This window comes from Burkholderia sp. Bp9004, from assembly GCF_003858025.1.
GTDB classification, from domain to species: domain Bacteria; phylum Pseudomonadota; class Gammaproteobacteria; order Burkholderiales; family Burkholderiaceae; genus Burkholderia; species Burkholderia diffusa.
Genome location: NZ_QTQD01000032.1, coordinates 42,284 through 65,177, shown reverse-complemented (window position 1 = coordinate 65,177; position 22,894 = coordinate 42,284). Strand labels below are relative to the sequence as shown.

At 66.4% G+C, this 22,894-nt stretch carries 17 protein-coding genes, 1 tRNA gene and 1 pseudogene; 5 read left to right on the top strand and 14 right to left on the bottom strand.

What is annotated here, in order from left to right; genetic code table 11:
• Positions 1-44: 44 nt before the first annotated feature.
• From DIE08_RS28200 to fdnG, 7 genes are all read right to left on the bottom strand, one after another.
• A tRNA-Sec gene (locus tag DIE08_RS28200) sits at positions 45-140 on the bottom strand.
• A 28-nt stretch (positions 141-168) separates the two neighbouring features.
• Positions 169-2,094, bottom strand: coding sequence for a selenocysteine-specific translation elongation factor (gene selB, locus DIE08_RS28195; protein ID WP_124904823.1), 1,926 nt, complete (start codon positions 2,092-2,094; stop codon positions 169-171).
• Positions 2,091-3,530, bottom strand: coding sequence for an L-seryl-tRNA(Sec) selenium transferase (selA, locus tag DIE08_RS28190; RefSeq protein ID WP_124904821.1), 1,440 nt, complete (start codon positions 3,528-3,530; stop codon positions 2,091-2,093). Before selA ends, selB begins: the two co-directional genes overlap by 4 nt.
• A gap of 73 nt (positions 3,531-3,603) precedes the next feature.
• A complete protein-coding gene (gene fdhE / locus DIE08_RS28185; RefSeq protein ID WP_174920224.1) occupies positions 3,604-4,539 on the bottom strand; it encodes a formate dehydrogenase accessory protein FdhE in 936 nt (311 codons plus the stop codon).
• Positions 4,540-4,646: 107 nt separating this feature from the next.
• The gene (locus tag DIE08_RS28180; protein WP_059599523.1) at positions 4,647-5,273 is read right to left on the bottom strand and encodes a formate dehydrogenase subunit gamma; all 627 of its coding nucleotides are present in this window, start codon (positions 5,271-5,273) and stop codon (positions 4,647-4,649) included.
• Complete coding sequence (fdxH, locus tag DIE08_RS28175) at positions 5,270-6,184, bottom strand: formate dehydrogenase subunit beta (RefSeq protein ID WP_059679246.1); 915 nt, start codon at positions 6,182-6,184, stop codon at positions 5,270-5,272. Before fdxH ends, DIE08_RS28180 begins: the two co-directional genes overlap by 4 nt.
• Positions 6,185-6,194: 10 nt before the next feature.
• Positions 6,195-9,266 carry a formate dehydrogenase-N subunit alpha gene (gene fdnG, locus DIE08_RS28170; RefSeq protein ID WP_148096086.1) on the bottom strand — a complete coding sequence of 1,024 codons (3,072 nt, stop codon included), beginning with the start codon at positions 9,264-9,266 and terminating at the stop codon, positions 6,195-6,197.
• Positions 9,267-9,408: 142 nt separating this feature from the next.
• Between fdnG and DIE08_RS28160 the strand changes: the two genes are divergently transcribed.
• From DIE08_RS28160 to DIE08_RS28150, 3 genes are all read left to right on the top strand, one after another.
• A complete protein-coding gene (locus DIE08_RS28160; RefSeq protein ID WP_124628458.1) occupies positions 9,409-10,329 on the top strand; it encodes a YihY/virulence factor BrkB family protein in 921 nt (306 codons plus the stop codon).
• 424 nt (positions 10,330-10,753) lie between these two features.
• Positions 10,754-11,911: a porin gene (locus DIE08_RS28155; RefSeq protein ID WP_124904817.1), complete on the top strand. Its 1,158-nt coding sequence runs from the start codon at positions 10,754-10,756 to the stop codon at positions 11,909-11,911.
• Positions 11,912-12,379: 468 nt separating this feature from the next.
• Positions 12,380-12,853: a VOC family protein gene (locus tag DIE08_RS28150; protein WP_124904815.1), complete on the top strand. Its 474-nt coding sequence runs from the start codon at positions 12,380-12,382 to the stop codon at positions 12,851-12,853.
• 304 nt (positions 12,854-13,157) lie between these two features.
• Here the strand turns inward: DIE08_RS28150 and DIE08_RS36325 are convergent.
• The 3 genes and pseudogenes from DIE08_RS36325 to DIE08_RS28140 form a co-directional block, all read right to left on the bottom strand.
• Positions 13,158-13,238: pseudogene (locus tag DIE08_RS36325) on the bottom strand (aminoglycoside adenylyltransferase domain-containing protein); the annotation flags it as partial.
• 15 nt (positions 13,239-13,253) lie between these two features.
• Entirely contained in the window at positions 13,254-13,484 is a 231-nt protein-coding gene (locus DIE08_RS36320; protein WP_260436574.1) for a hypothetical protein, read from the bottom strand.
• A 174-nt stretch (positions 13,485-13,658) separates the two neighbouring features.
• Positions 13,659-14,108, bottom strand: a complete 450-nt coding sequence (locus DIE08_RS28140; protein WP_011548077.1) for an HU family DNA-binding protein — start codon at positions 14,106-14,108, stop codon at positions 13,659-13,661.
• 311 nt (positions 14,109-14,419) lie between these two features.
• Here DIE08_RS28140 and DIE08_RS28130 point away from each other — a divergent pair, with 311 nt between their 5' ends.
• On the top strand, positions 14,420-15,538 hold the full coding sequence (locus tag DIE08_RS28130) for an acyltransferase (protein WP_124904813.1): 1,119 nt from the start codon (positions 14,420-14,422) through the stop codon (positions 15,536-15,538).
• 323 nt (positions 15,539-15,861) lie between these two features.
• Here DIE08_RS28130 and galU read toward each other — a convergent pair whose 3' ends face one another.
• Together galU and DIE08_RS35770 are read right to left on the bottom strand one after the other, a co-directional pair.
• Complete coding sequence (galU, locus tag DIE08_RS28125; protein WP_047901323.1) at positions 15,862-16,749, bottom strand: UTP--glucose-1-phosphate uridylyltransferase GalU; 888 nt, start codon at positions 16,747-16,749, stop codon at positions 15,862-15,864.
• Positions 16,750-16,977: 228 nt separating this feature from the next.
• Positions 16,978-17,121, bottom strand: coding sequence for a hypothetical protein (locus DIE08_RS35770; protein WP_006479318.1), 144 nt, complete (start codon positions 17,119-17,121; stop codon positions 16,978-16,980).
• Positions 17,122-17,334: 213 nt separating this feature from the next.
• Between DIE08_RS35770 and DIE08_RS28120 the strand changes: the two genes are divergently transcribed.
• On the top strand, positions 17,335-18,510 hold the full coding sequence (locus DIE08_RS28120; protein ID WP_124628468.1) for an acyltransferase: 1,176 nt from the start codon (positions 17,335-17,337) through the stop codon (positions 18,508-18,510).
• A gap of 417 nt (positions 18,511-18,927) precedes the next feature.
• On the opposite strand, the gene DIE08_RS28115 is transcribed toward DIE08_RS28120, so the two are convergent.
• Both DIE08_RS28115 and DIE08_RS28110 read right to left on the bottom strand, forming a co-directional pair.
• Entirely contained in the window at positions 18,928-21,393 is a 2,466-nt protein-coding gene (locus tag DIE08_RS28115) for a glycosyltransferase family 4 protein (protein WP_170296471.1), read from the bottom strand.
• Entirely contained in the window at positions 21,390-22,856 is a 1,467-nt protein-coding gene (locus DIE08_RS28110) for a flippase (RefSeq protein WP_124628472.1), read from the bottom strand. The genes DIE08_RS28115 and DIE08_RS28110 overlap by 4 nt, the downstream gene beginning before the upstream one ends.
• Between the last annotated feature and the right edge of the window lie 38 nt (positions 22,857-22,894).

Genomic DNA, 22,894 nt, shown 5'->3' with positions numbered 1-22,894 from the left:
TCGGGGCCTCTGTTTGGAGTGTCCTGAATCGCCGAAAACCCATGTGGCGGAAGGCAGCCGGAGTCGAACCGACCCGGGAGTGTCTGACACCCCCAACCGGATTTGAAGCCCGGCCGTACCACCGGATACGAATGCCTTCCGTGGGAAAAACAAAAGAACGACGAGCGCCTACGCCTGTATACCCACCCAACCGCTGTCAGGCCGCAGGAAGTGAAGATCGCGGTGGAAGCGAGTATACCCAACCCGATCGAAGAATTCGAGAATCTGGATCGCGCGCTTGCGGCCGAGCCCAGTCGCGTCGCGAAACGTCGCCGCATCGAGCCCGCCGCCGCGCGTCGGGGCGAGAAGCGCCACCAGCCCGGCCAGCTCGCGCACGACATCCGCGTGATAGAACAGGTCGCGCACGACCTGGTGCACGTCGCCGCGTCGCGCGAGCTTGCGCAGCAGCGTGCGTACGGCATCCTCGGCCGCGCCCGTGTCGCGCGCCAGATCGCGGACCCACGGCGGATCGAAGCGCCCCGCACGAATCAGCGGCAGCAGTTGCCGCGCCAGCGCTTCCTCGCGCGCATCGAAACTCACCGAATGCGACGGCAGATGCAGCCACGGCCCGCTTCGCGCAACCTCCCCGCCATCCACCAGCGCATCGACCAGCGCACGCCACAGCGCATCGCCGACGAGCGGCGCCGCCATTCGCCGCAGGCGCGCCGCATCGAGCCCCTGCTCGTCCGGCATGCGCTCGTGATACGCGCGCAGCGTGTCGATCGCCCGCGCCTGCAGCGTATTCCAGTGCGCTCGCGCGATCACCGCGCCGTCGTTCGACGCGCGCTCGCGCTGGCCGATCGCCAGGGCGTCGTCCGGCAACGCGAGCGCGCCGGGCGCGAAGCCCGTCAGGTGCGTGAGCATCGTGCGTGCGATACCGAGCGGCGCCTGCGCAAGCAGTGCATCGAGCCGCCCTTCGTCGAGCCATGCCGCCAATGCGTCGAGCCATGCGCGACGCGCGGGCGTACGGCGTTTGCGTGCGGGACCGAACGGGTCGAGCACGCGGCCGCCGCCGATGGTGCGCGTCGCCTGCGGATTGCGGACGATGAAGCGATCGCCCGGCAGCGCGAATACGGGTTCGTCGAACACCAGTTGCACGCGCATCTGCTGGCCGGCCGCGAGCGTATCGCCGTCGAGCAGCGCGACGTGCGCGACGCGATGCAGCGTGCCGAGATGCACGTGCAGCGGCGCCCAGTGCGTCAGCGTGAGCCCCGCATCGGCCAGCAACTTCAGGTCGACGTCGAGACGCGGCGACGTCGCGACGAGCCGCGCGTCCGCGACGGTATCGCCACGCTCGACGTCCGCCTTGTCGATGCCGGCCAGGTTCAGCGCGCAGCGCTCGCCCGCGCGGCCCGCGCCGACCGGCCGGTTCTGCGCATGGATGCTGCGCACGCGCGCGGCGGCGCCGGTGCGCACGATCGCGAGCGTGTCGCCGGTCGCCACGCGGCCCGCGAACGCGGTACCCGTCACGACGGTGCCCTGCCCGGCGAGCGTGAACACGCGATCGACCGCGAGCCGGAACAGGCCGTCGTCGCGGCGTGCACGCCACGCGAGCGCCGCATCGGCGAGATGACGCTTCAATGCGGCGACACCCGGATCGTCCGCGCGCGTCGCGCAGGTTTCGAAGATCGGCGCGCCGTCGAGCGTCGTGCCGTGCAGCCACGCGGCAATCTCGTCGCGCACCGCCGACAGGCGTGCGGCGTCGACGCGATCGCACTTCGTCAGCGCGACCGCGCCATGCGTGATGCCGAGCAGTTGCAGGATCGCGAGATGCTCGCGGGTCTGCGGCATCACGCCGTCGTCGGCGGCGATCACGAGCAGCGCGAAGTCGATTCCGCACGCGCCGGCCGCCATCGTATGAATCAGCTTCTCGTGGCCCGGCACGTCGATCAGGCCGAGCACGTCGCCATTCTCGAGCGGCGTATACGCATAACCGAGTTCGATCGAGATGCCGCGCGCCTTCTCTTCCTTCAAGCGATCGGTATCGACGCCCGTCAGCGCGCGCACCAGCGTCGTCTTGCCGTGGTCGATGTGCCCTGCGGTTCCGACGATCATGCAGCCGGCCCCGCGACCTGCACGCATTGCGCGACGAATGCCGCTTCATCTGCCGCTTCGAGGCAGCGCAGGTCGAGCCGCAGCGCATTGTCGGCGATGCGGCCGATCACCGGACGCGGCCATTCGCGCAGTTTCTTTTCGAGTTGCGCGAGCGCACGGCCGCCGCGCTTGCCGTCCGACGTGCGCACGACGAGCCCGGCGCTCGGCAACTGATCGACCGGCAGCGCACCGCTGCCGATCTGGCTGAACATCGGCTCGACCGTCACGTCGAAACCGCTGTCGAGGGCGGCCTGCAACGCCGGGCGCACACGTTCGGCGGCCTCGGCGATATCGCGCTGCGGCCGCGTCAGCAGGCGCAACGTGGTGAGCCGCTCGCGCAGGAACTCCGGCGCCCGGTAGAGCCGCAGCACGGGTTCGAGCGCGGCGAGCGTCAGCTTGCCGACGCGCAGCGCGCGCTTGAGCGGATGTTTCTTGATCTTCGCGACGAGCGCGCGATCGCCGACGATCAGGCCGGCCTGCGGCCCGCCGAGCAGCTTGTCGCCGCTGAACGTGACGAGGTTCGCGCCGGCCGCGACGGTCTCCTGCACTGTCGTCTCGTGCGGCAGGCCCCATTGCGACAGATCGGCGAGCGTGCCGCTGCCGAGATCGACGGCGACGGGCAACCCGTACTCGCGCGCGAGCGGCGCAAGTTCGGCCAGCGTCACTTCCTTCGTGAAGCCGCTGATCGCGTAGTTGCTGCAGTGCACCTTCATCAGAAGCGCGGTGCGCGGGCCGATCGCGTCCGCGTAGTCGCGCAGATGGGTGCGGTTGGTGGTGCCGACCTCGCGCAGCCTTGCGCCCGCGCGACTCATGATGTCGGGGATGCGGAATGCGCCGCCGATCTCGACCAGCTCGCCGCGCGACACGACGACTTCCCGCTTCGTCGCGAGCGCGGACAGCGCCAGCAGCACGGCCGCCGCGTTGTTGTTGACGACGGTCGCGGCTTCCGCGCCCGTCAGTTCGCACAGCAGATCGTCGATCAGGTCGTCGCGATCGCCGCGACGGCCCGTGGCAAGATCGAATTCGAGGTTGACCGGCCGCGTGAGCACGTCGACCACCGCGCGCACCGCGTCGTCGGGCAACAGCGCGCGCCCGAGGTTCGTGTGCAGCACGGTGCCGGTCAGGTTGAACACGGTACGCACCGCGCCCGCGCTCTGCGCGGCCAGCGTGCGCGCGACGGCCGCGGCGATGCGCGGCTCGTCGAGCGGTTCGGCGGCCGCCGGATCGTGCTGCGCGGCGGTACGCCAGCGTTCGAGCTCGGCGCGCACTGCGTTCAGCACGCGCGTGCGGCCATAGTCGGCGAGCAGCGGTTGCAGCGGCGCCGACGACAGCACACGCTCGACCGACGGCACGCGCGCCAGCACGGCGTTCAGTTCATTCAAACCCGGTTCGGTCACGTCGTGATGGCTCCAGTCTCATGCTTCGCAGTCGGCCGGCGCCGGCGCTCGCGCACCGCCCCGGCGACTGCCGTCAATCCGCTTCCCGCGAGACGTCCGGCCACAGCAGCGGGTTCGGCGAACTGCGCTGGTAGCCGGCCTCGTTCATCAACAGGTCGAGCGTGAGACTCGCGAGATCGTCCGCCAGCGGCTCGAACTCGTAGTCCTTGTCCTGATAGCCGATCTTGCGATAGGTCTTGCACTCGTCGCACGATTCGGCCTTGACGGCTTCGCTGCCACCCTCGATCCCGTGATACGCGATGCCCTTCGTCGAGTCGCAATGCGAGCACTTCGTGCGCACCATGTGCCACTCGGTCGTGCACAGCCCGCATTGCAGGAAGCGGTAGCCCTGGTACTGGCCGCCGACCCGCACGACGCTCGCGACCGGATGCGTGCCGCACACGGGGCACAACCCCGGCTGGTCGAGGTACGGGACGTCGGCCGGCGAAACGCGGCTGGCGAGATCCGTCCAGACGACCTGTAGCGCCGCCATCAGGAACGGCGCGGTGGCCGGGTCGACTTCGGCGAAGCGCAGCGCGAGGACCGCGTCCGCCTGCGCGTCGAGTTCGGCGGGCGCCATCAGGCGCAGCCGGTCGAGCAGCTTCGCGAGCTGCGGGTTGACCAGCCCGGCGCCTTCGACCCGGTCGAGCAGTTCGTACAGCACGGCGCGCCAGCGCGGGTCGCGCTCGCCGCCGAGCGCCGGCACGAGCGGCATCGAATGCTGCTGAGCACGTGCGATCGCTTCCTTCGACGGCAGCGGCAGCTCCAGCGTCTGCAGCGTCGCGTGCTGCGCATCGGCGACGGTGGCCATCAGCCGCAGGTAGCCGCTGATCGGGTTCAGGTCGGCCAGCTTGCGCAGCCGCGCGGCGCGGGCCGAGAACGCGGTGGCGCGCTCCGGCAGGCGAAAGCGCGGGATGGCCGAATGATCGAGTGCCGAGATCTCGGTCGGTTCGAGAATGCGTTGTGTCACAAAAATGTCTTCCAAATAAACAAGCGCCGACAGGTCGGCGCTTCGGGCGGTTCCGACGGCTGACGGGCCGGCCCGCCGCGATCGGCGAGCCGCCCCGCTCCGGTGCGTTATTTCACGCTTTCACGGAACCACTTCGGGTGATGCTTGCGAGCCCAGCCCAGCGTGACGGTGCCGCGCACCATCGCGCCGATCGAGCCCTTCACCCACAACGCCGCGTAAATGTGCACGATGATGCTCGCGATCAGCACGAAGGCCGCCACGGCATGCACGACAGCGGCCGCGCGGATCACCCCGATCGGGAAGTAGAACGAGAAGTAGCGCCGCCAGATCACGATTCCCGACAGCAGGAGCAGCAGCAGGCACGCCACCAACGTAAAGAATAGCAGCTTCTGCCCGGCGTTATAGCGCCCGACAGGCGGCAGCTTGTCTTCCTGGTTGGTCAGCACGTCCCCGATCTGCTTCAGCCACTGCCGGTCGTCCGCGTCGAGCGCGTTGTGGTGCCAGAAGCGCACCACCAGGATCGCGAACGACACGAACATCACGAGGCCGACGAACGGATGCAGGATCCGCGTCCACTGGCCGCCGCCGAACAGTGCGGTGAGCCAGAACATCGACGGATGGAACAGCGCGAGCCCGGACAGCGCGAGCAGCACGAACGTGATCGCGGTGATCCAGTGGTTCGTGCGCTCGTTCGCCGAGTAGCGGACGATCAGGTTGGGGTCGTCGTGCTTCATTTTCCGTCCTCCTTGATGCGTCGCGCCTCGTCGCGGGCGGCGGCTTCCTCGTCCTCGCTGACCTCGTTCGGACCGACCCGGGTGTAGTGGAAGAACCCGGCCAGCGCAGTTAGCGCGAGACCGGCGACCGCGAGCGGCTTCGCGATGCCCTTCCACAGCTTCACCATCGGGCTGATCGACGGATTGTCGGGCAGCCCGTGGTACAGCGACGGCTTGTCCGCGTGGTGCAGCACGTACATCACGTGCGTGCCGCCGACGCCCTGCGGGTCATACAGCCCCGCATGCTCGAAGCCGCGCTCTTTCAGGTCCTCGATCCGCTCGGCCGCGTGCTGCTTCATGTCCTCCTTGGTGCCGAACACGATCGCGCCCGTCGGGCAGGTCTTCACGCAGGCCGGTTCCTGGCCGACCGCGACACGGTCGGAGCAGAGCGTGCACTTGTACGCGCGATGATCCTTCTTCGAGATCCGCGGAACGTTGAACGGGCAGCCGGTCACGCAATAGCCGCAACCGATGCAGTTCTCCTCGTGGAAATCGACGATCCCGTTGTTGTACTGCACGATCGCGCCCGGCGACGGACACGCCTTCAGGCAGCCCGGATCCTCGCAATGCATGCAGCCGTCCTTGCGGATCAGCCACTCGAGGTCGCCTGCCGGGTTCTCGTATTCGGAGAACCGCATCACCGTCCACGAGTGCTCGGACAGGTCGGCCGGGTTGTCGTACACGCCGACGTTGGTGCCGACCTCGTCGCGCAGGTCGTTCCACTCCATGCATGCCGTCTGGCATGCCTTGCAGCCGATGCACTTCGATACGTCGATCAGCTTCGCGACGCTCCCGGTCACCGGTTCGCGCACCGTGGGCGGTGGCGTCGTGGTGGCCGAGACGCGCTTGATATCCAGCGATTGCAATGCCATCTCGTCCCCCTTACGCCTTTTCGACCTTCACCAGGAACGACTTGAATTCCGGTGTGTACGAGTTGCCGTCGCCTACGGACGGAGTCAGGGTATTGGCGAGATAGCCAGGCTTCGTCAGCCCCTTGAAGCCCCAGTGCAACGGGATGCCGACCGTCTGGACCTTCTTGCCCTCGATCGTCAGCGGCTTGATCCGCTTCGTGACGAGCGCGACCGCGACGATGTAGCCGCGCTTGGACGACACCTTCACGCGATCGCCGTGCGCGACACCGACTTCCTTCGCGAGATCTTCGCCGATCTCGACGAATTGCTCGGGCTGGATGATCGCATTCAGCCGCGCATGCTTGGTCCAGTAGTGGAAATGCTCGGTCAGCCGGTAAGTCGTCGCGACGTGCGGGAACTCCGACACCTTGCCGAACGACGCGCGGTCGTCCGGGAACACGCGGGCAGCCGGGTTGTTCAGCGCCTGCGGGTTGTCAGGGTGCAGCGGATTCGCCGCGAGCGGCGTCTCGAACGGCTCGTAGTGCTCGGGGAAAGGACCTTCGTTCATCCCCGCGCGGGCGAAGAAGCGCGCGACGCCTTCCGGGTTCATGATGAACGGACCCATCCCGTTTTCGGGCGGCTCGTCCGCCTTGAAGTCCGGCACGTCGGCACCCTTCCACGCACTGCCGTTCCAGCCGATCAGCTTGCGGGTCGGGTCGAACGGCTTGCCGGCGACGTCGCACGACGCGCGGTTGTACAGGATCCGCCGGTTGGCCGGCCACGCCCACGCCCAGTTCAGCGTCTGGCCGATGCCGGTCGGGTCCGAGTTGTCGCGCCGCCCCATCTGGTTGCCGGCCTGCGTCCAGGCACCGCAGAAGATCCAGCAGCCGCTCGCGGTCGTGCCGTCGTCCTTCAGCTGCGCGAACGCGGCGAGCTGCTCGCCCTTCTTCACGAGCGTCTTGGTCGGATCCTTCGGGTCGGGCAGATCGGCGAGCGCCTTCCCGTTGAACTCCATCGCGAGCTCTTCGGGCGTCGGGCTTTCCGGGTTCGCATACGGCCAGGTCAGGTTCACGATCGGGTCCGGATACTTGCCGCCGTCCGTCTGGTACATCTTGCGCATGCGCAGGAACAGCCCCGCCATGATCTCGAGGTCGCTCCTCGCCTCGCCCGGCGGCTCCGCGCCCTTCCAGTGCCATTGCAGCACGCGGCTCGAACTGACGAGCGAGCCGTTTTCCTCCGCGAAGCACGTGGTCGGCAGACGGAACACCTCGGTCTGGATCTTCGACGCATCGACGTCGTTGTAGTCGCCGTGATGCTTCCAGAACTCGGAGGTCTCGGTCGCGAGCGGATCCATGATCACGAGCCATTTCAGCTTCGCGAGGCCTGCTGCCGTCTTCACCTTCGACGGCGCCGCCGCGAGCGGGTTGAAGCCCTGGCAGATGTAGCCGTTCATCTTGCCGGCATTCATCAGCTCGATCGCCTGCAGCAGGTCGTACTGCTTGTCCAGCTTCGGCAGGTAGTCGTAGGCCCAGTTGTTCTCGGCAGTCGCCGCATCGCCCCACCACGACTTCATGAAGCTGACGTGGAAAGCCTTGTAGTTCTTCCAGTAGCTGAGCTGGTTCGGCCGCAACGGCAGTTGCACGCGCTTCTTGATGTAGCCGTCGAAATCCTGCTCGGCCTGCATCGGCAGCGTCATGTAGCCCGGCAGCAGGTTCGACATCAGCCCGAGGTCGGTCAACCCCTGGATGTTCGAGTGGCCGCGCAGCGCGTTCATGCCGCCGCCGGCGATGCCGATGTTGCCGAGCAGCAGCTGCACCATCGCGCCGGTGCGGATGATCTGCGCGCCGATCGAATGGTGGGTCCAGCCGAGCGCGTACAGCACCGTGCCGGCGCGGCCGGGAACGGCCGTCGTCGCGAGCATTTCGCACACCTTCAGGAATTTCTCCTTCGGCGTGCCGCACGTCTGCTGAACCATGTCCGGCGTATAGCGCGCGTAGTGCTGCTTCAACAGGTTGTACACGCAGCGCGGATGCTGCAGCGTCGGGTCGACCTTCACGAAGCCGTCGTCGCCGCGTTCGTAGTCCCAGGTCGATTTGTCCGGGTACGCGTGTTTCTCCGCGTCGTAGCCGGAATAGATGCCGTCGTTGAACGCGAAATCCTCGCGCACGATGAACGAGAAGTCCGTGTAGTTCTTCACGTACTCATGCTGGATCTTGTCGTTCGTCAGCAGATAGTTGATCACACCGCCCAGGAAGACGATGTCGGTGCCGGTGCGGATCGGCGCGTAGTAGTCGGCCACCGAGGCCGTACGCGTGAAGCGCGGGTCGACGACGATCAGCCGCGCCTTGCGGTGCGCCTTCGCCTCCGTTACCCACTTGAAACCGCACGGATGGGCCTCGGCTGCATTGCCGCCCATCACGAGAATCACGTCCGCGTTCTTGATGTCGACCCAATGGTTCGTCATCGCTCCACGGCCAAACGTCGGGGCAAGACCTGCCACCGTCGGGCCATGTCAGACACGCGCCTGATTGTCGAATGCGAGCATCCCCAGACTGCGGATGGTCTTGTGGGTCAGGTAGCCGACTTCGTTGCTGCCCGCCGACGCGGCCAGCATGCCGGTCGTCAGCCAGCGGTTGACCTTCGCGCCGTCTTCGGTCGTCTCGACGAAGTTCGCGTCGCGGTCGGCCTTCATCAGCTTCGCGATCCGGTCGAGCGCGTCGTTCCACGAGATCGGTTCCCACTTGTCCGAGCCGGGCGCCCGGTATTCGGGATGCGTCAGGCGGCTCGGGCTGTGGATGAAGTCGATCAGGCTCGCGCCCTTCGGGCACAGCGTGCCGCGATTGACGGGATGGTCGGGATCGCCTTCGATATGGATGATGCTCGGCTGTGCGTTCTTCGCGCCGTCACCGAGGCTGTACATCAGGATGCCGCAACCCACCGAGCAATACGGGCAGGTGTTGCGCGTTTCGACTGTGCGCGCCAGCTTGTACTGTCGGACCTCGGCGAGCGCTTCCGTCGGAGAAAAGCCCATCAGGGCAAGACTCGATCCGGCAAGCGACGTGGCCGTCACCTTCAGGAACTGGCGCCTGGACATTTGTAGCATGATGGTCTCGGCGTTTTTGTGGGGTGGGGTGAAACTGAAAGGAATTATAGACAGTTCAGGCAACTATGATCGAATCCTCGGATCAATACCGATGTGTCTGATCCCGCCGATGTCCTTGCGTCAAACGCCCAACCGAACCGTCATGAAACGACAGATTACGTCCGAAGCCACCCGTCTCGCACAACAACAGGCCAACTGGGCACTCAACGCGTTCAAGCGCTTCTCGTCCGACCGCTGCTCGGCGATGGCCGCGAGCATCGCGTTCTTCTCCGCGTTTTCGCTCGCGCCGACGCTCGTGATGGTGATCGCCGTGGCCGGCTGGTTCTACGGCGACGACGCCGCACGCGGCCAGGTATTCGAGCAGGCGCATCAGTTGATCGGCGACGACGCGGCGGCCAGCATCCAGACGATCGTGCAGAACGCCCATCGCGCGGGCCAGCGCGGCGGAATCGCGACGCTGATCTCGTTCGCCGCGCTCGCGATCGGCGCGTCGGCGACGTTCGCGTCGCTGAACACCGCGCTGAGCGTGATCTGGCCGAGCACGGAAAGCCGCTGGTCGAGCATGCTCGGGCTCGTGCGCGTGCGGCTGGTTTCGTTCGGGCTCGTGCTCGGCGTCGCGTTCCTGCTGATCGTGTCGCTGGTGCTCGACACCGCGATCACGTTCATCGGCACCTGGCTGCTCGGCGATTCGCCGTACGTCGCGATCACCAACCTGCTGCAGTTCTTCGTCGGCATCGCGGTGCTCGCGGGCGCGTTCGCCGCGCTGATGAAGTTCCTGCCCGATGCGCGCGTCGCATGGCGCGACGCGATGACCGGCGGGATCGTGTCCGCGATCCTGTTCTCGGGCGGCAAGAAGCTGTTCGCGCTGTATCTCGCGCGTGCGGGCACGGCAAGCGCATTCGGCGCGGCCGGATCGTTCGCGGTCCTGCTGATGTGGCTGTACTTCTCCGCGGCCGTGCTGCTGCTCGGCGCGGAATTCGCGGCCGCGCGCGGCGATGCGCATCGGCGCGGCGGCAGCGATGCGGCCGTGTCCGCACAGACGGATCGCGCAAGCGGCGACTGAATCCCCACGTATTGCTTCCCGCGCACCGCGCGCATCGTGTCGCCGCCCTACGCGACCGCCGCCCTTTGCGCAACCACCCGGCCCCGCCGCGCATTCCTGCACGTTGATGCGCTCATTACATAGGCAGGCGATGCGCGCTGCGAAGGCAAACGTTTGCATGCCTCGATTTCCGTGCGCGAACCCGCGAAACTTGCCCTTCTCCTGCCGGGCGCATCACCCGCTGCAACAATCGCAGCGCAGCAATTGTCAACTATTTCAAAAAGAGGAACAGTCCTTGATGTGCTTGATATATATGGACTTTTTCCCGCTGTTACCTTTTCGAGACACTTTATTTTTTAAGCTTTCTTGCATGTATGGCACTGAGCTATTCTCCAATCCGCAACAAATAACGAATGACGATTCATTTGCGTGGAGATACTCAACGATGAAGAAACTCGCACTCTCGACCCTCTCGCTCGCCCTGCTGGGCGCCGCCGGCGCTGCTCACGCTCAATCGAGCGTCACGCTGTACGGCGTGATCGATACGTCGATCGCATGGGTTCACGGCAACAACGGCGAAGCCAACAACTCGTGGCAAATGCTGTCGGGCAACCTGCAAGGCAGCCGTTGGGGCCTGAAAGGCGCTGAAGACCTCGGCGGTGGCCTGAAGGCGATCTTCCAGTTGGAAAACGGTTTTGATCCGGGCACCGGCCACCTGAACCAGGGCGGTCGCATGTTCGGTCGTCAGGCATACGTCGGCCTCGAAAGCAGCCAGTACGGCACGCTGACGCTCGGCCGCCAGTACGACCCGCTGGTCGACCTGGTCCAGGCAGTCACGGCTGACAACTACTTCGGCAGCGTGATGGCAACGCCGGGCGACGTCGACAACAACGACAACTCGCTGCGCGTCAGCAACGCAATCAAGTACACGTCGCCGGTCTGGGCAGGCTTCCAGGTCGAAGGCATGTACGCCCTCGGCGGCGTTGCAGGCAAGACGGGTTCGGGCCAGACGTGGTCGGTCGCAGCTGCATACAACAACGGCCCGGTCGGCGTTGCAGCAGGCTACTTCTACGCAGCCAACCCGTCGCCGACGACGGCTGTCGGCCGCGCAGGCTGGGGTTCGACGACGTCCGACGCGATCTTCGACGGCCCGATCAACTCGGGTTACGCAACGGCCAAGTCGATCGCCATCGCGCAAGTCGCAGGCCAGTATGCTCTCGGCCCGGTGACGTTCGGCCTCGGCTACAGCAACGCACAGTACAAGCCGGACGCATTCTCGGGCTTCGGTTCGACCGAAAAGTACAACACGGGCCGCGCGTTCGTGACGTACCAGGTCACGCCGCCGCTGCTGCTGGGCCTCGGCTACTCGTACACGAAGGCGAGCGGCGACACGTCGGCGAAGTACCACCAAGTCGGCGTTGGCGCAGACTACTCGCTGTCGAAGCGCACGGACGTCTACCTGGTTGGCGCATACCAGCACGCGAGCGGTACGCAGCTCGTCGACGGCGTGCAGCAGAGCGCGCAAGCGTCGATCGCTTCGTACGGCTTCGCCGGCAAGAGCTCGGCCGAGCTGGTCGCGGTCGGCATTCGCCACAAGTTCTAAGAAGTACGTTTCCGGTGTGCATGGCGTCTCCGACGCCATGCCGCCGAACTGCAAAACCAGTCACCGGCTTCGGCCATGGCTGGTTTTTTTTCGTCCGTTGCCGGCGGCGCCGTGGCGGGCGATGGCCGCGGTCGGCACTCTGGGTACGGCAACCGGCCGGGAGCGGTTCCTGAGCCGCCTGTCGCGCGCTGGAAGCCTGTCCGGAGGCATCCGGACACCCCTCGCTGTCCGACGGCTGCATACGGCCGGTCAGGCGCGCGTCACCACGCGGACCATCCCATATCCCTCTTGACGCGTGACAACGGGATCCGGCATCGCAACGGATGCTTGTCCGTGCCCAGCCGATTTCGATGCCGTGACGCGAAGCACTATGCTTCGACGTGTCGATTTCGACGGCCTTCGCCCGTCGTATCGATGGCGGCACGCAGATTGCGCCGTCCCTCATCGACATCCGACAGGAGACGCTCCATGACGATTCAGAAGATCACGCCGTTCCTCTGGTACGCGACGGAAGCCGAAGAAGCCGCGGCCTTCTACGCCGGCATTTTCCCGAACTCGCGCGTCGTGCGCGTCACGGCGGTAGCCGGCACCAGCGGCACCCGGATGGTCGAATTCGAGCTGTTCGGCCAGCCGTTCATCGCGATGAGCCACCCGCGCACCGAGACGTTCAACCACGCGATCTCGCTGATGGTCAGTTGCGCCGACCAGACGGAACTCGACCGCTACTGGAACGCGCTGCTCGACAACGGCGGCACGGCCGACGGCTGCGGCTGGCTGCGTGACCGCTTCGGCGTCTCATGGCAGATCGTGCCCGACGCGCTGATCCCGATGATGGCCGACCGCGACGAGGCCAAGGCGGCGCGCGTGGCCGCGGCCATGATGCAGATGACGAAGTTCGACGTCGCCACGCTGAAGGCCGCCTACGCCGGCACGGCGGGCTGACGAAGCACGGGCGCTGCGGCCTCCTTCGCGCGGGCATCGGCACGCCTGTGGAGCGCGTGCGATACGCGCATGATCGCGGTCGTCGACGCGGTTGCCTCGCACCGCGATGCAATCGCGGGCTGCGGCCGTTCGCGCGCTGCTACGCCGACAACATGGCTTCGACGATCCGTCGCACGGAACGCACGAATGCGGCGACCGGTTCGCCCGACAACAGCGTGTCGGCACCCTCACCGCCGCCGCGCAGATAGACGGTGCGCGCGGCCGACAGGACGGGCCGGTACGTGTCGGGCAGGCGCGCCGGCGCTCACGTCGCGGCGACATCCTTCGACGCGATCCCGCCGGTTGCGGCGCTGTACCAGATGCGTGCGATCGCGAGCACGACGTTGCATTCGTCGCCGCACTAGTCCGGCTCGGCATCCCACTGCGCAACCGTGAAGTCGCTTGCGGGCACCGCGTCGAACCATGCGGCCGCGCGCGACCCGCGCAGCGCAACGTCGTGCTGCCGCACCTTGGTCAACAGAATCGCCAGATCGTGATCGACGCACGCCGGCTCGACGATACCCGCGCGACACACGCACAACGCGTGGCGATGCACGGCCGCGCGCCGGCACGAACACGACGATCCGGCCATCCGTGCAAGCGGCCCGCAACACCGGATGCGCATCACGTCATGCCGTATCCGCGCCATGCGATGCCGACGCGGCGGCGCGATTTGCGCGGCGCAATAAAAATCCCCGCACGCTTTCGCGTACGGGGACCGTCGGACATCGCAACGGCCGCCGCATTCGGCGACCGTTACGCGGCATTACGCAGCCGCGTCCTTCAGCTTCTTCAGCGCACGTGCCTTCACGCGCACGCTGGCCGGCTTTGCCGGGAACCAGCGCTCTTCGCCCGTGAACGGATCCTTGCCGAAGCGCTTCTTCTTCGCCGGCACGACTTGCGCCGTGATCTTCAGCAGACCCGGCAGCGTGAACTCGCCTGCGCCCTTCTTGTGAACCGAGCCCAGCACGACGTTCTCGAGTGCGACGAGCACTGCCTTGACCGCCTTCACTTCGACAGCTGCGCGCTCAGCGATGTGCGTTGCGAGCGATGCCTTCGTGAACTTGTCCTTCAGCGGCGTCGGAGCAGCCGGTGCTGCCTTCGCGACAGCCTTCTTGGCCACTACTTTCTTCGCGGGCGCAGCCTTTTTGGCAGCCACTTTCTTGGTGGCCGGTGCGGCAGCCTTCTTGGCCACCTTTTTTGCGGAAGTCGCCATGTTTCTCCTACCAGGTGTGGTCGTTGGATACACGAAGCGTGCAACGCGCGCGCTTCAACGCCGGATTCTACAAGCGCCTTGACGCTTCGTGGAGTACTTTTATGCGTTTTCGCGGGGTTTCCCGCAGGTTTTGTTGCGCGCGACCGACTTCGACGGCACGCCAGGGTCTGTTTACGCCTGGAACGCGCATGCGCAAACAGACCCTGGCATCGAAAAACGCCTTCACGTATACGTCCAAACGCGTCCGATCGCGAATTACGTTCGATATTTGCGCACCTATACTGACTTCGCTCAGTGCCCCGGATGCCTTCATGCGCGAAGTCAGATACGTCAAAGGACTCGACGGCCTGCGAGCCATCGCCGTCATCCTCGTTTTCCTGTCCCACAAGGGCCACGTCCTCGCTGTCGACGTGGGCAAGCTCGGTGTGTGGACGTTCTTCTTCATCAGCGGATTCCTGATCGTCGGCGAACTGCATCGCAATCGTCAGGCGATCGAGTGCGGCGCGATGACGCGCCGCCATGCGCTGGCGCTGTTTCTCGCGAAGCGCGCGCTGCGGATCTTTCCCGTCTACTACCTGCTGCTCGCCGCGCTCGCGATCGCGCACGCGCTGTTCTACCAGCGCGGCGTCGATCTCGGGCTCGCGTGGCACGCCACGTTCCTGTCGAATTACTGGATCGGTGCCGTCAAGGACGGCTGGCCGGGCTCCACGTCGCACTTCTGGAGCCTCGCGGTTGAGCAGCAGTTCTATCTGATTGCGCCGCTCACGCTGCTCGCGGTGCCGGCCGCACGCCACGTCGTGCTCGGCGTCGCGGCCGTCGCGCTCTGCGCGTTCGCGCATCTCGCGCTCTACGCGGTCGACGCATCGCCGGTGCTGATCTACGCGTTTTCCCCGTGGAATTTCGCGCTGATCGCGCTGGGTGGCGTCGGTGCGATGGCGCTCGCCGATCGCGGCCAGGACGTCGTCCGCCGCATTCCGCCCGGCTGGCTAGGCGCCGCCGGCGTCGTGTTCTTCCTCGCACTGCCCGCGTTCACGATGCTGCCGGACGTCGTCACGGGGCTCGCGGATCTCGGCCTGTCCGCGTCACTCGGCGCGCTGATGCTGTGGATCGTCACCGAACCCGACCATCCGGCCGTGGCACTGCTCGACTGGGCACCGCTCGTCTATCTCGGCACGATCAGCTACGGCTTCTATCTGTTCCACAACCTGATTCCGGCACGTTTCGGGGAGATGCCCGCGCTGTTCGCGCACGTGCCGATGCCCGCAATCGTCCGGGACGTGCTGCCCGAACTGCTGCAGTTCGCGCTCGCCGTGCTGCTTGCCCATCTGTCGTGGCGCTATCTGGAAAAGCGCCTGCTCGACTTCAAGAAGCCGATCGCCGCGATGCTGGACCGGTACTTCGTCGCGCGGCCGAGCACGTCGCCGCGCTGAGCGTGATACCGGCACGGACGCGACGCAGCCGGTAAGCAACCGTCGCTCATCAGGCCGCAAGCGACCGGCGCTTCGGCACCGGTTTCATCACCGCGATGTCCCGCATCCGGCGCACCGTGCAACGCGCTCGAGCCGACGTCGCCGTCTGGCGGCATACCAGAATCGTCGCGCACGCACCCGCTGGAATGCGCCCGAAATCAGTATCGCCGCTCACCCACCGCCGCACGCCCGCGCTTCGTCCACACGCAAAAAAGCCCCGACGCACGAGGCAGCCGGGGCCAACGGAACAACCACCACCTGAAACAACGGAGCAGCGCGACTGCTTATGCGACAGCAGCCAGCGCGGGCAGACAGGTACGCAGGTACGCCTCGAATTCGCGGCTCACTTCCGGATGCTGGAGCGCGAGTTCGACGGTCGCCTTGAGGTAGCCGATCTTGCTGCCGCAATCGAAACGCGTGCCGTAGTAGCGATACGCGAGCACCTGTTCGTTCGCGAGCAGCGTCTGGACCGCGTCGGTCAGCTGCAACTCGCCGCCGGCGCCCGGCTTGAGCTTGCGCAGGTGATCGAAGATCGTCGGCATGAACACGTAGCGGCCGACCACGCCGAGGTTCGACGGCGCGTCTTCCGGCGCCGGCTTCTCGATGATGCCCGACAGCTTGATGATGTCCTCTTCCCACTCGCGGCCTTCGACGACACCGTACGAGCGGCTGTCCTCGCGCGGGATCGTCTCGACCCCGATCACCGAGCTGTGATAGTGGTCGAACACGTCGACGAGCTGCTTGAGCACCGGCTGTTCGCCGTGCAGCAGGTCGTCGGCGAGAATCACCGCGAACGGCTCGCCGTGCACGAGCTTTTCCGCGCACAGCACCGCGTGGCCGAGACCGAGCGCTTCCGGCTGGCGCACGTAGAAGCAGTTCACATTGCTCGGCTTGATGCCGCGCACGAGTTCGAGCAGCTTTTCCTTGCCGCGCGCCTCGAGTTCGGCCTCGATCTCGTACGACTTGTCGAAGTGATCCTCGATCGCGCGCTTGCTGCGCCCGGTCACGAAGATCATCTCGGTGATACCGGCGTTGATCGCTTCCTCGACCGCGTACTGGATCAGCGGCTTGTCGACGACGGGCAGCATCTCCTTCGGGCTCGCCTTCGTTGCCGGGAGGAACCGCGTGCCGAGACCGGCGACGGGGAACACGGCCTTGGTGACTTTCAACATGTTCGCATCCTGGTTGCGTTGACTGCGCCGCGTCACTGGACGACCCGGCGCGATTGTTTTTCGAACGGCATATCGAGAACCGCAGGCACGGCCAATTCCACTCCGCTCATTTTCGATATGGACCTATTGCCCATGTTTCCGGAAAATGGATAATCCGCGCACCCGGTCGATATTGCCGAACCCAGCGCCGAAACATAAACAAATTACCGATTTTCCGGATACAAATTCTTACGATTCGAATTCCTCGATATACGGGACGCCGCCCCGCTCGAGGCCCGGGCGAATCGGCTCGTTCTTCAGCGCCTCGCGGTACGCCGACAGCACGGCCATGACCAGCAGTACTGCCGCGCTCGCGATCCAATGCATGTCCATCTTGCCGCTCCTTGCATCAATCAACTGGAGCTTCAAACTATCAGAAAAAAATCGGCAAATAATTGTGGCGGCGACGGAACCGCTTTCAGACCGGAATAAAACCACCATCTGAAACATCATTATTTCCCGGCGAGATTTTTTTATTCATTCGATCGAATTCTTGCGCATTACGATTGGACCATCCCCTTCATCCGTCGCAAGGAATCGAATCGCATGCAAGCTTTCAGCGGATCGTCTTTGACCGCGCCACCCGTCGCCGACCACAAGGAACACGTGATCGACGCGATGCGCGGGTTCGCGGCGCTGCTCGTCGCCTATTTCCACTGCCGCCAGGTCGTCTGGGTCGGCATGCAGAGCTTCCATCACGCTTACGGTCATGCGCTGAACCCGAGCGTGATCGCCGGCTACCTGACCTTCCCGTTCGCGTGGGGCTCCGCCGGCGTGCCGATCTTCTTCGTGATCAGCGGCTACTGCATCCACCGCAACGCGGCGCTCAAGCTCGCGGCCAACCCGGCGTACCGGCTCGACGCGCCGAACTTCTGGGCGCGCCGCTTCGCGCGCATCTACCCGGTGCTGCTCGCCGCGCTGCTGTTCACGCTCGCGATGGACGCGGTCAGCCTGCAGATCGCGCCGGTCAGCCACAAGATCCGCGACGTGGGCCTCACCGCGTTCCTCGTGAACCTGTTCTCGCTGCAGGGCGTCGCCGGCTACACGTACGGGTCGAACGGCGCGCTCTGGACGCTGTCGCTCGAAGTGCAGTTCTATGCGATCTACCCGCTGCTGTTCGCGCTGCGCCGCAGGATCGGCATGCCGGCCATCGTGGCGGCCGTCGCGCTCGTCAACGTCGCGTCGGCGTGGCTGCTCGAACGGCACGACCTGCAGTTCTTCACGTCCTACTGGCTGTCCTGGACGGTCGGCGCGTGGATCGCCGACCTGCGCGCGCAGCCGGCGCGCGGCACGGCCGCCGTGCCGTCGCGCGCCTGGTATCTCGCGGCCGCCGCGCTGCTGGCCGCGGGCTGCGGCGCGTTCCATTTCGGCCAGTACGGCGCGTTCCAGCTGTGGGCTGCCGGCTTCGCGTGCTTCCTGTACCGCGCGCTCGCCTGCCCGCCGCGCCCGACGCCGCTCTTGCGCGTGCTCGGCTGGTTCGGCGACTTCAGCTACTCGCTGTACCTGATCCATCTGCCGCTGTTCGTCTGCCTCGGCTCGGTGCTGTTCCACTCCGAACTGCAACTGTCGATCTGGCCGTCGATCGCGTTCATGGCCGCCGCGATTCCGGTCGCCTACGTGTTCTACCGGCTGTTCGAACGCCCCGCGATGATGTGGTCGGCCAGCCTGAAGCCGACGCGCGCGGCCCGCGTCGTGGCACCGGCACCCGAACGGGCTGTCTGAGCGCGCCATTACCGGCGCTCCCTGCCCCCGCGCGGCCTCAAGTCGTGCGGGGGCATTTTCATGGGCGTGACGCGCGCGGGGGATGCATTTGCGCGCCAGGTGCGGCTGGTATGACGCACCGAAGTGCACATACGGCGTCACACGCCGCCCGGGCGGCTGCACTACCGTCGCATCGCCCGCCCCCTCGCCGGCCTCACTGCATGGCCTCACGGCGTTCCGTGAAGCAATGCCGATCCAGACGGCGAGGGTTCCCCCAAGGCCCCGTGCGCGAACGCATCACCAGCTCGCCTCCGGCAACCCGCGCCTGACGCGTATCAGGCTCCCGCCCGCCCAAAAAGCGGAACCCTCATGCAGCACACCGCCGCATGAGGGCCCGTTTCCCGGCGCATGGCGTCGATTCGCGCCGCCGCACCGCACCTACCGCTTCTTGGCCTTCGCGGCCTTCGCCGTATCCGCGAGGATCTTCTCGACCCGCTCCACATAGGTCTCGGTGCCGAACCGGCGCACCGCGGTCGCCCGCCCGCTCGCGACGAGCCGCTCGCGCAGCGCGGCGTCGTGCCTCAGCCTGCCCAGCGCATCGGCCAGCGCGGCCGCATTGCCCGGCTCGCACAGCAGCCCGTTTTCGCCGTCCTCGATGATCTCGACGACTCCGCCCGCGCGGGCCGCAACCACCGGCCGCCGTGCGAGCATGCCCTCGACGATCACGCGCCCGAACGGCTCCGGCGTGATCGACGTATGCGCGACCACGTCGACCGCCTTCATGCACGCGGCCACGTCGCGCTGGAAGCCGAGGAAGTGCACGCGATCGTCCATCCCGTGACGCGCGACGATCTCGTGCAGCTGCGCCGCATATTCGTCCTCGCCGAACAGCGGTGCGCCGACCAGCACCACGTGCATCTCGGGATGACGAGCCGCGGCCTCCAGCAGCAGGTGCTGCCCCTTCCAGTGCGCGAGGCGGCTGAACGAGCCGACCAGCCATGCGTGCTCCGGCAACCCGAAGCGCGCGCGCAGCGCGGCCTGGCTGGTCGTGTCCAGCGCGTCGAACGGTTCGGCCGAAATGCCGTTGAACACGACGTCGACGTGCTGCGGCGTGAAGCCCGTCAGCGCACGGAATGCCTGCGCGGACGCGTCGGAGTTCGCGATCACGCGCGTAACGCCGAACCGCGCGCAGTACTTGATCGCCATCAGCTGCTTGCTGCCGAAATGGTCGCCGCTGACGATGTCGCGCAGGTGCCAGACCACCGGCTTGCGCGCGAGCCGCCCGGCCAGCGCCGCGACCACCATCGCGCGCTGCGTGTTCGCGTAGATCACCTCGGCCCGGCGGGCGCGCCGTGCGACGTCCCGCACGAGTGCGAAAAGCTGCTTCAACGCGCCGGCCGACACGCCGCCCTGCTTGCGTACCCCGGCGAGCGCGCCCTGGTCGAGCACGTCGACGCGCGCGCCGATCTCGTCGAGCGCCGCGCGGAACGGGCCGTCGTCGAACAGCACCACGTCGGCGTTCGCGCGCATGTGCTTCATGATCTCCAGCAGAGACAGCTCCGCGCCGCCGAGCACACCGCTCTGGTCCAGCACGAGCGTCGCCGGGCCGCGCGCGGGCGGCATCGGCGCGACGGCCGTGCCGCGCTGCGCGGTCGAGCCTGGCAGCGCCGCCTCCACGTAGTCGAGAAAGCGCCGCCGGAACGTGTCGGCGGAGAAGCGCTCCGCATTCGCGCGGCACGCGTGCGGCGTGAAGCGCTGCGGCGCGCGTTCGAAATCGTCGACCGCCGCGACGATCGCGTGCGGCGTCTGTTCGTCGAAGAACAGCCCGGTCGGATTCGCGTGCGAGCACGGTTCGAGCACCGTCTCGAGCGCACCGCCCTTGCCGTATGCGATCACGGGGGTGCCGCATGCCTGCGCCTCGACCACCGAGATCCCGAAATCCTCCTCGGCGGCGAACACGAACGCCTTCGCGCGTCGCATCCGGTCGTGCAACACCGCGAACGGCTGATAGCCCATGATCTCGACGTTCGGGCCGGCCTTCGCGCGGATCTTCTGCATCTCGGGGCCGTCGCCGATCACCACGAGCTTGCGCTCCGGCGTGCGCGAGAACGCTTCGACGATCAGGTCGATCTTCTTGTACGGGACCATCCGCGACGCGGTCAGGTAGAAATCGTCCTTCGCCTCGTTCAGCGAGAAGCCGTCGACGTCGACCGGCGGGAAGATCACCGCCGCGTCGCGGTGATACACCTTGCGGATGCGTCGCGCGATGAACGCGGAGTTCGCGACGAAGCCGTCCACCGCATTCGCGGTGCGCGTGTCCCAGTTGCGGATGTAATGCAGGATCATCCGCGCGAGCAGCGACTTCGGCCCGTGCGTGAGGTTCGACTGTTCCAGATACTGGTGCTGCAAGTCCCACGCGTAGCGGATCGGCGAATGCACGTAGCTGATGTGCATCTGGTCCGGCCCGGTCAGCACGCCTTTCGCGACCGCATGGCTGCTGGAGATCACGAGATCGTAGTCCGACACGTCGAGCTGCTCGATCGCGAGCGGCATGAGCGGCAGGTAGCTGCGGTACTTGGTGCGCGCGAACGGCAGTTTCTGGATGAACGAGGTCGTCACCCGCTTGCCGCGCACGAACGCGCGATCGTCGAGAAAATCGACGAGGCTGAACAGGTCCGCGTCCGGAAAGCACGCGACGATCTGTTCGAGCACGCGCTCGGCGCCGGCGTACGTGACGAGCCAGTCGTGGACGATCGCCACGCGCAGCGGGCGCGACGCATCGCGTGCGCCCGCCTGTGCGGCCGGTTCGGCCCGGCGCAGCGCGGCGGTGTCGCCGGCTTCGGCCACGGCGGCACCGGCCGTGGCGAGGTTCAGGATGGCGTGTTCCGCCAGATCGCGATTCATACGGTTTTCCTCGCATTGAGACGGACGAACAGGTCGCGCACCAGCGCGCGCAGAGCCGGCGTCATCGTGAACGACCACGCAAGGTTCAGCACCAGCACGACCGCGCAGAGGCCGATCGACTCACCGAGCCCCGACCACGCTTGCGCGAGAAACAGGCTCGCGAGCAGGAAGGCGAGATGCGCGAGCATGTCGAGCACGATCGCGCGCATCCGGATCGCCGACAGGTAAAGCAGCACACCGTAATCGACCAGCGCGCGGGTCGCGACGACCACCGCCGCGCCGATCAGCCCGAAGTGATGAATGCCGAACCACAGGCCGCCGACGAAGAACGGCATCTCGACGAGCCCGGCGAACGCCGCCCGGGCCGGATTGACCTGCGACTGGATCAGGATCCGCGTGACGCTCGCCTGGCCGACGAGCCATACGCTGATCACCAGCACGCGCCCGACGGGCGCCGAATGCGCGGCGAGATCGGCGCCGACCCACAACGTGAGGAACGGCGCGAGCGCGAAGATCGCGATGATGCCGACCGGCGTGAACACGCCGTTCAGGAATTCGAGCGACTGGCGCGCGAGCGTGTCGGCATGCTCGCGGCCGACCGCCGACAGGCGCGGAAACAGCGTGCGCACCAGCGCGTTCGGCAGCATGTTCAGCCGCGTGACGAGGTTCTGCGGGACCGTGTAATAGGTGACGAACTTCGCGCCCATGCCGGCGCCGAGCATCACGCGATCGAGCGTGTCGGCAATCATGCTCGTCGTGCTCGCGATCAGCATCCAGCCGCCGAAGTTGAACAGCCCTTTCGCGGTGCCCCACTGCGGCGGATCGATGCGCCGGATCCCGAGCACCTTGATGCTTGCGTGACCGAGCATCACCGCCGCGATCAGCCGCGCGACGACGGCCGCGGCCAGCACCGTCTGCAGGTTCGGCGCGATCCACCATGCGGCGCCGAGCGGCAGCAACTGGAACAGGAACGTGCCGATCGTCTGGTTCGTGTTGAACACGCCGAACCGTTCGGCACCGTTGATCGCGCCGGCGAACACCCACGACACGTTCGCGAGCGGAATCGCGAGCGCGAGCCACGGCAACGCGAGATACACCTCGTGCTGCATCGCCGCCGACACCTTCGTGAAATACGCGGTGTAGACGAACGCGCCGAAATAGATCAGCAGGCCGCCAACGATACCGGTGCCCAGGTTCAGCCAGAACGCGCTCCAGAAGACCCGCGCGCTTTCGTCCGCGTTTCCGCTCGCGAGCGCCTTCGAGATGTGGTTCTGCGCGGCCATGCTCATCCCGAGATCGAGGATCCCGAAATAACCGATCAGCGTCCACACGAGGCTGACGACGCCGTAGCGTTCGACGCCCAGTGCGTGGATATACGCGGGCACCGTCACCAGCGACACGAAGGTCGGCAGGATCAGCCCGATGAAGTTGATCGAAACGTTCTTGAGTATGCCTTTGTCCATGCTTCTGCCTTGTGTGACGCCAACGACGACGGCGCGCC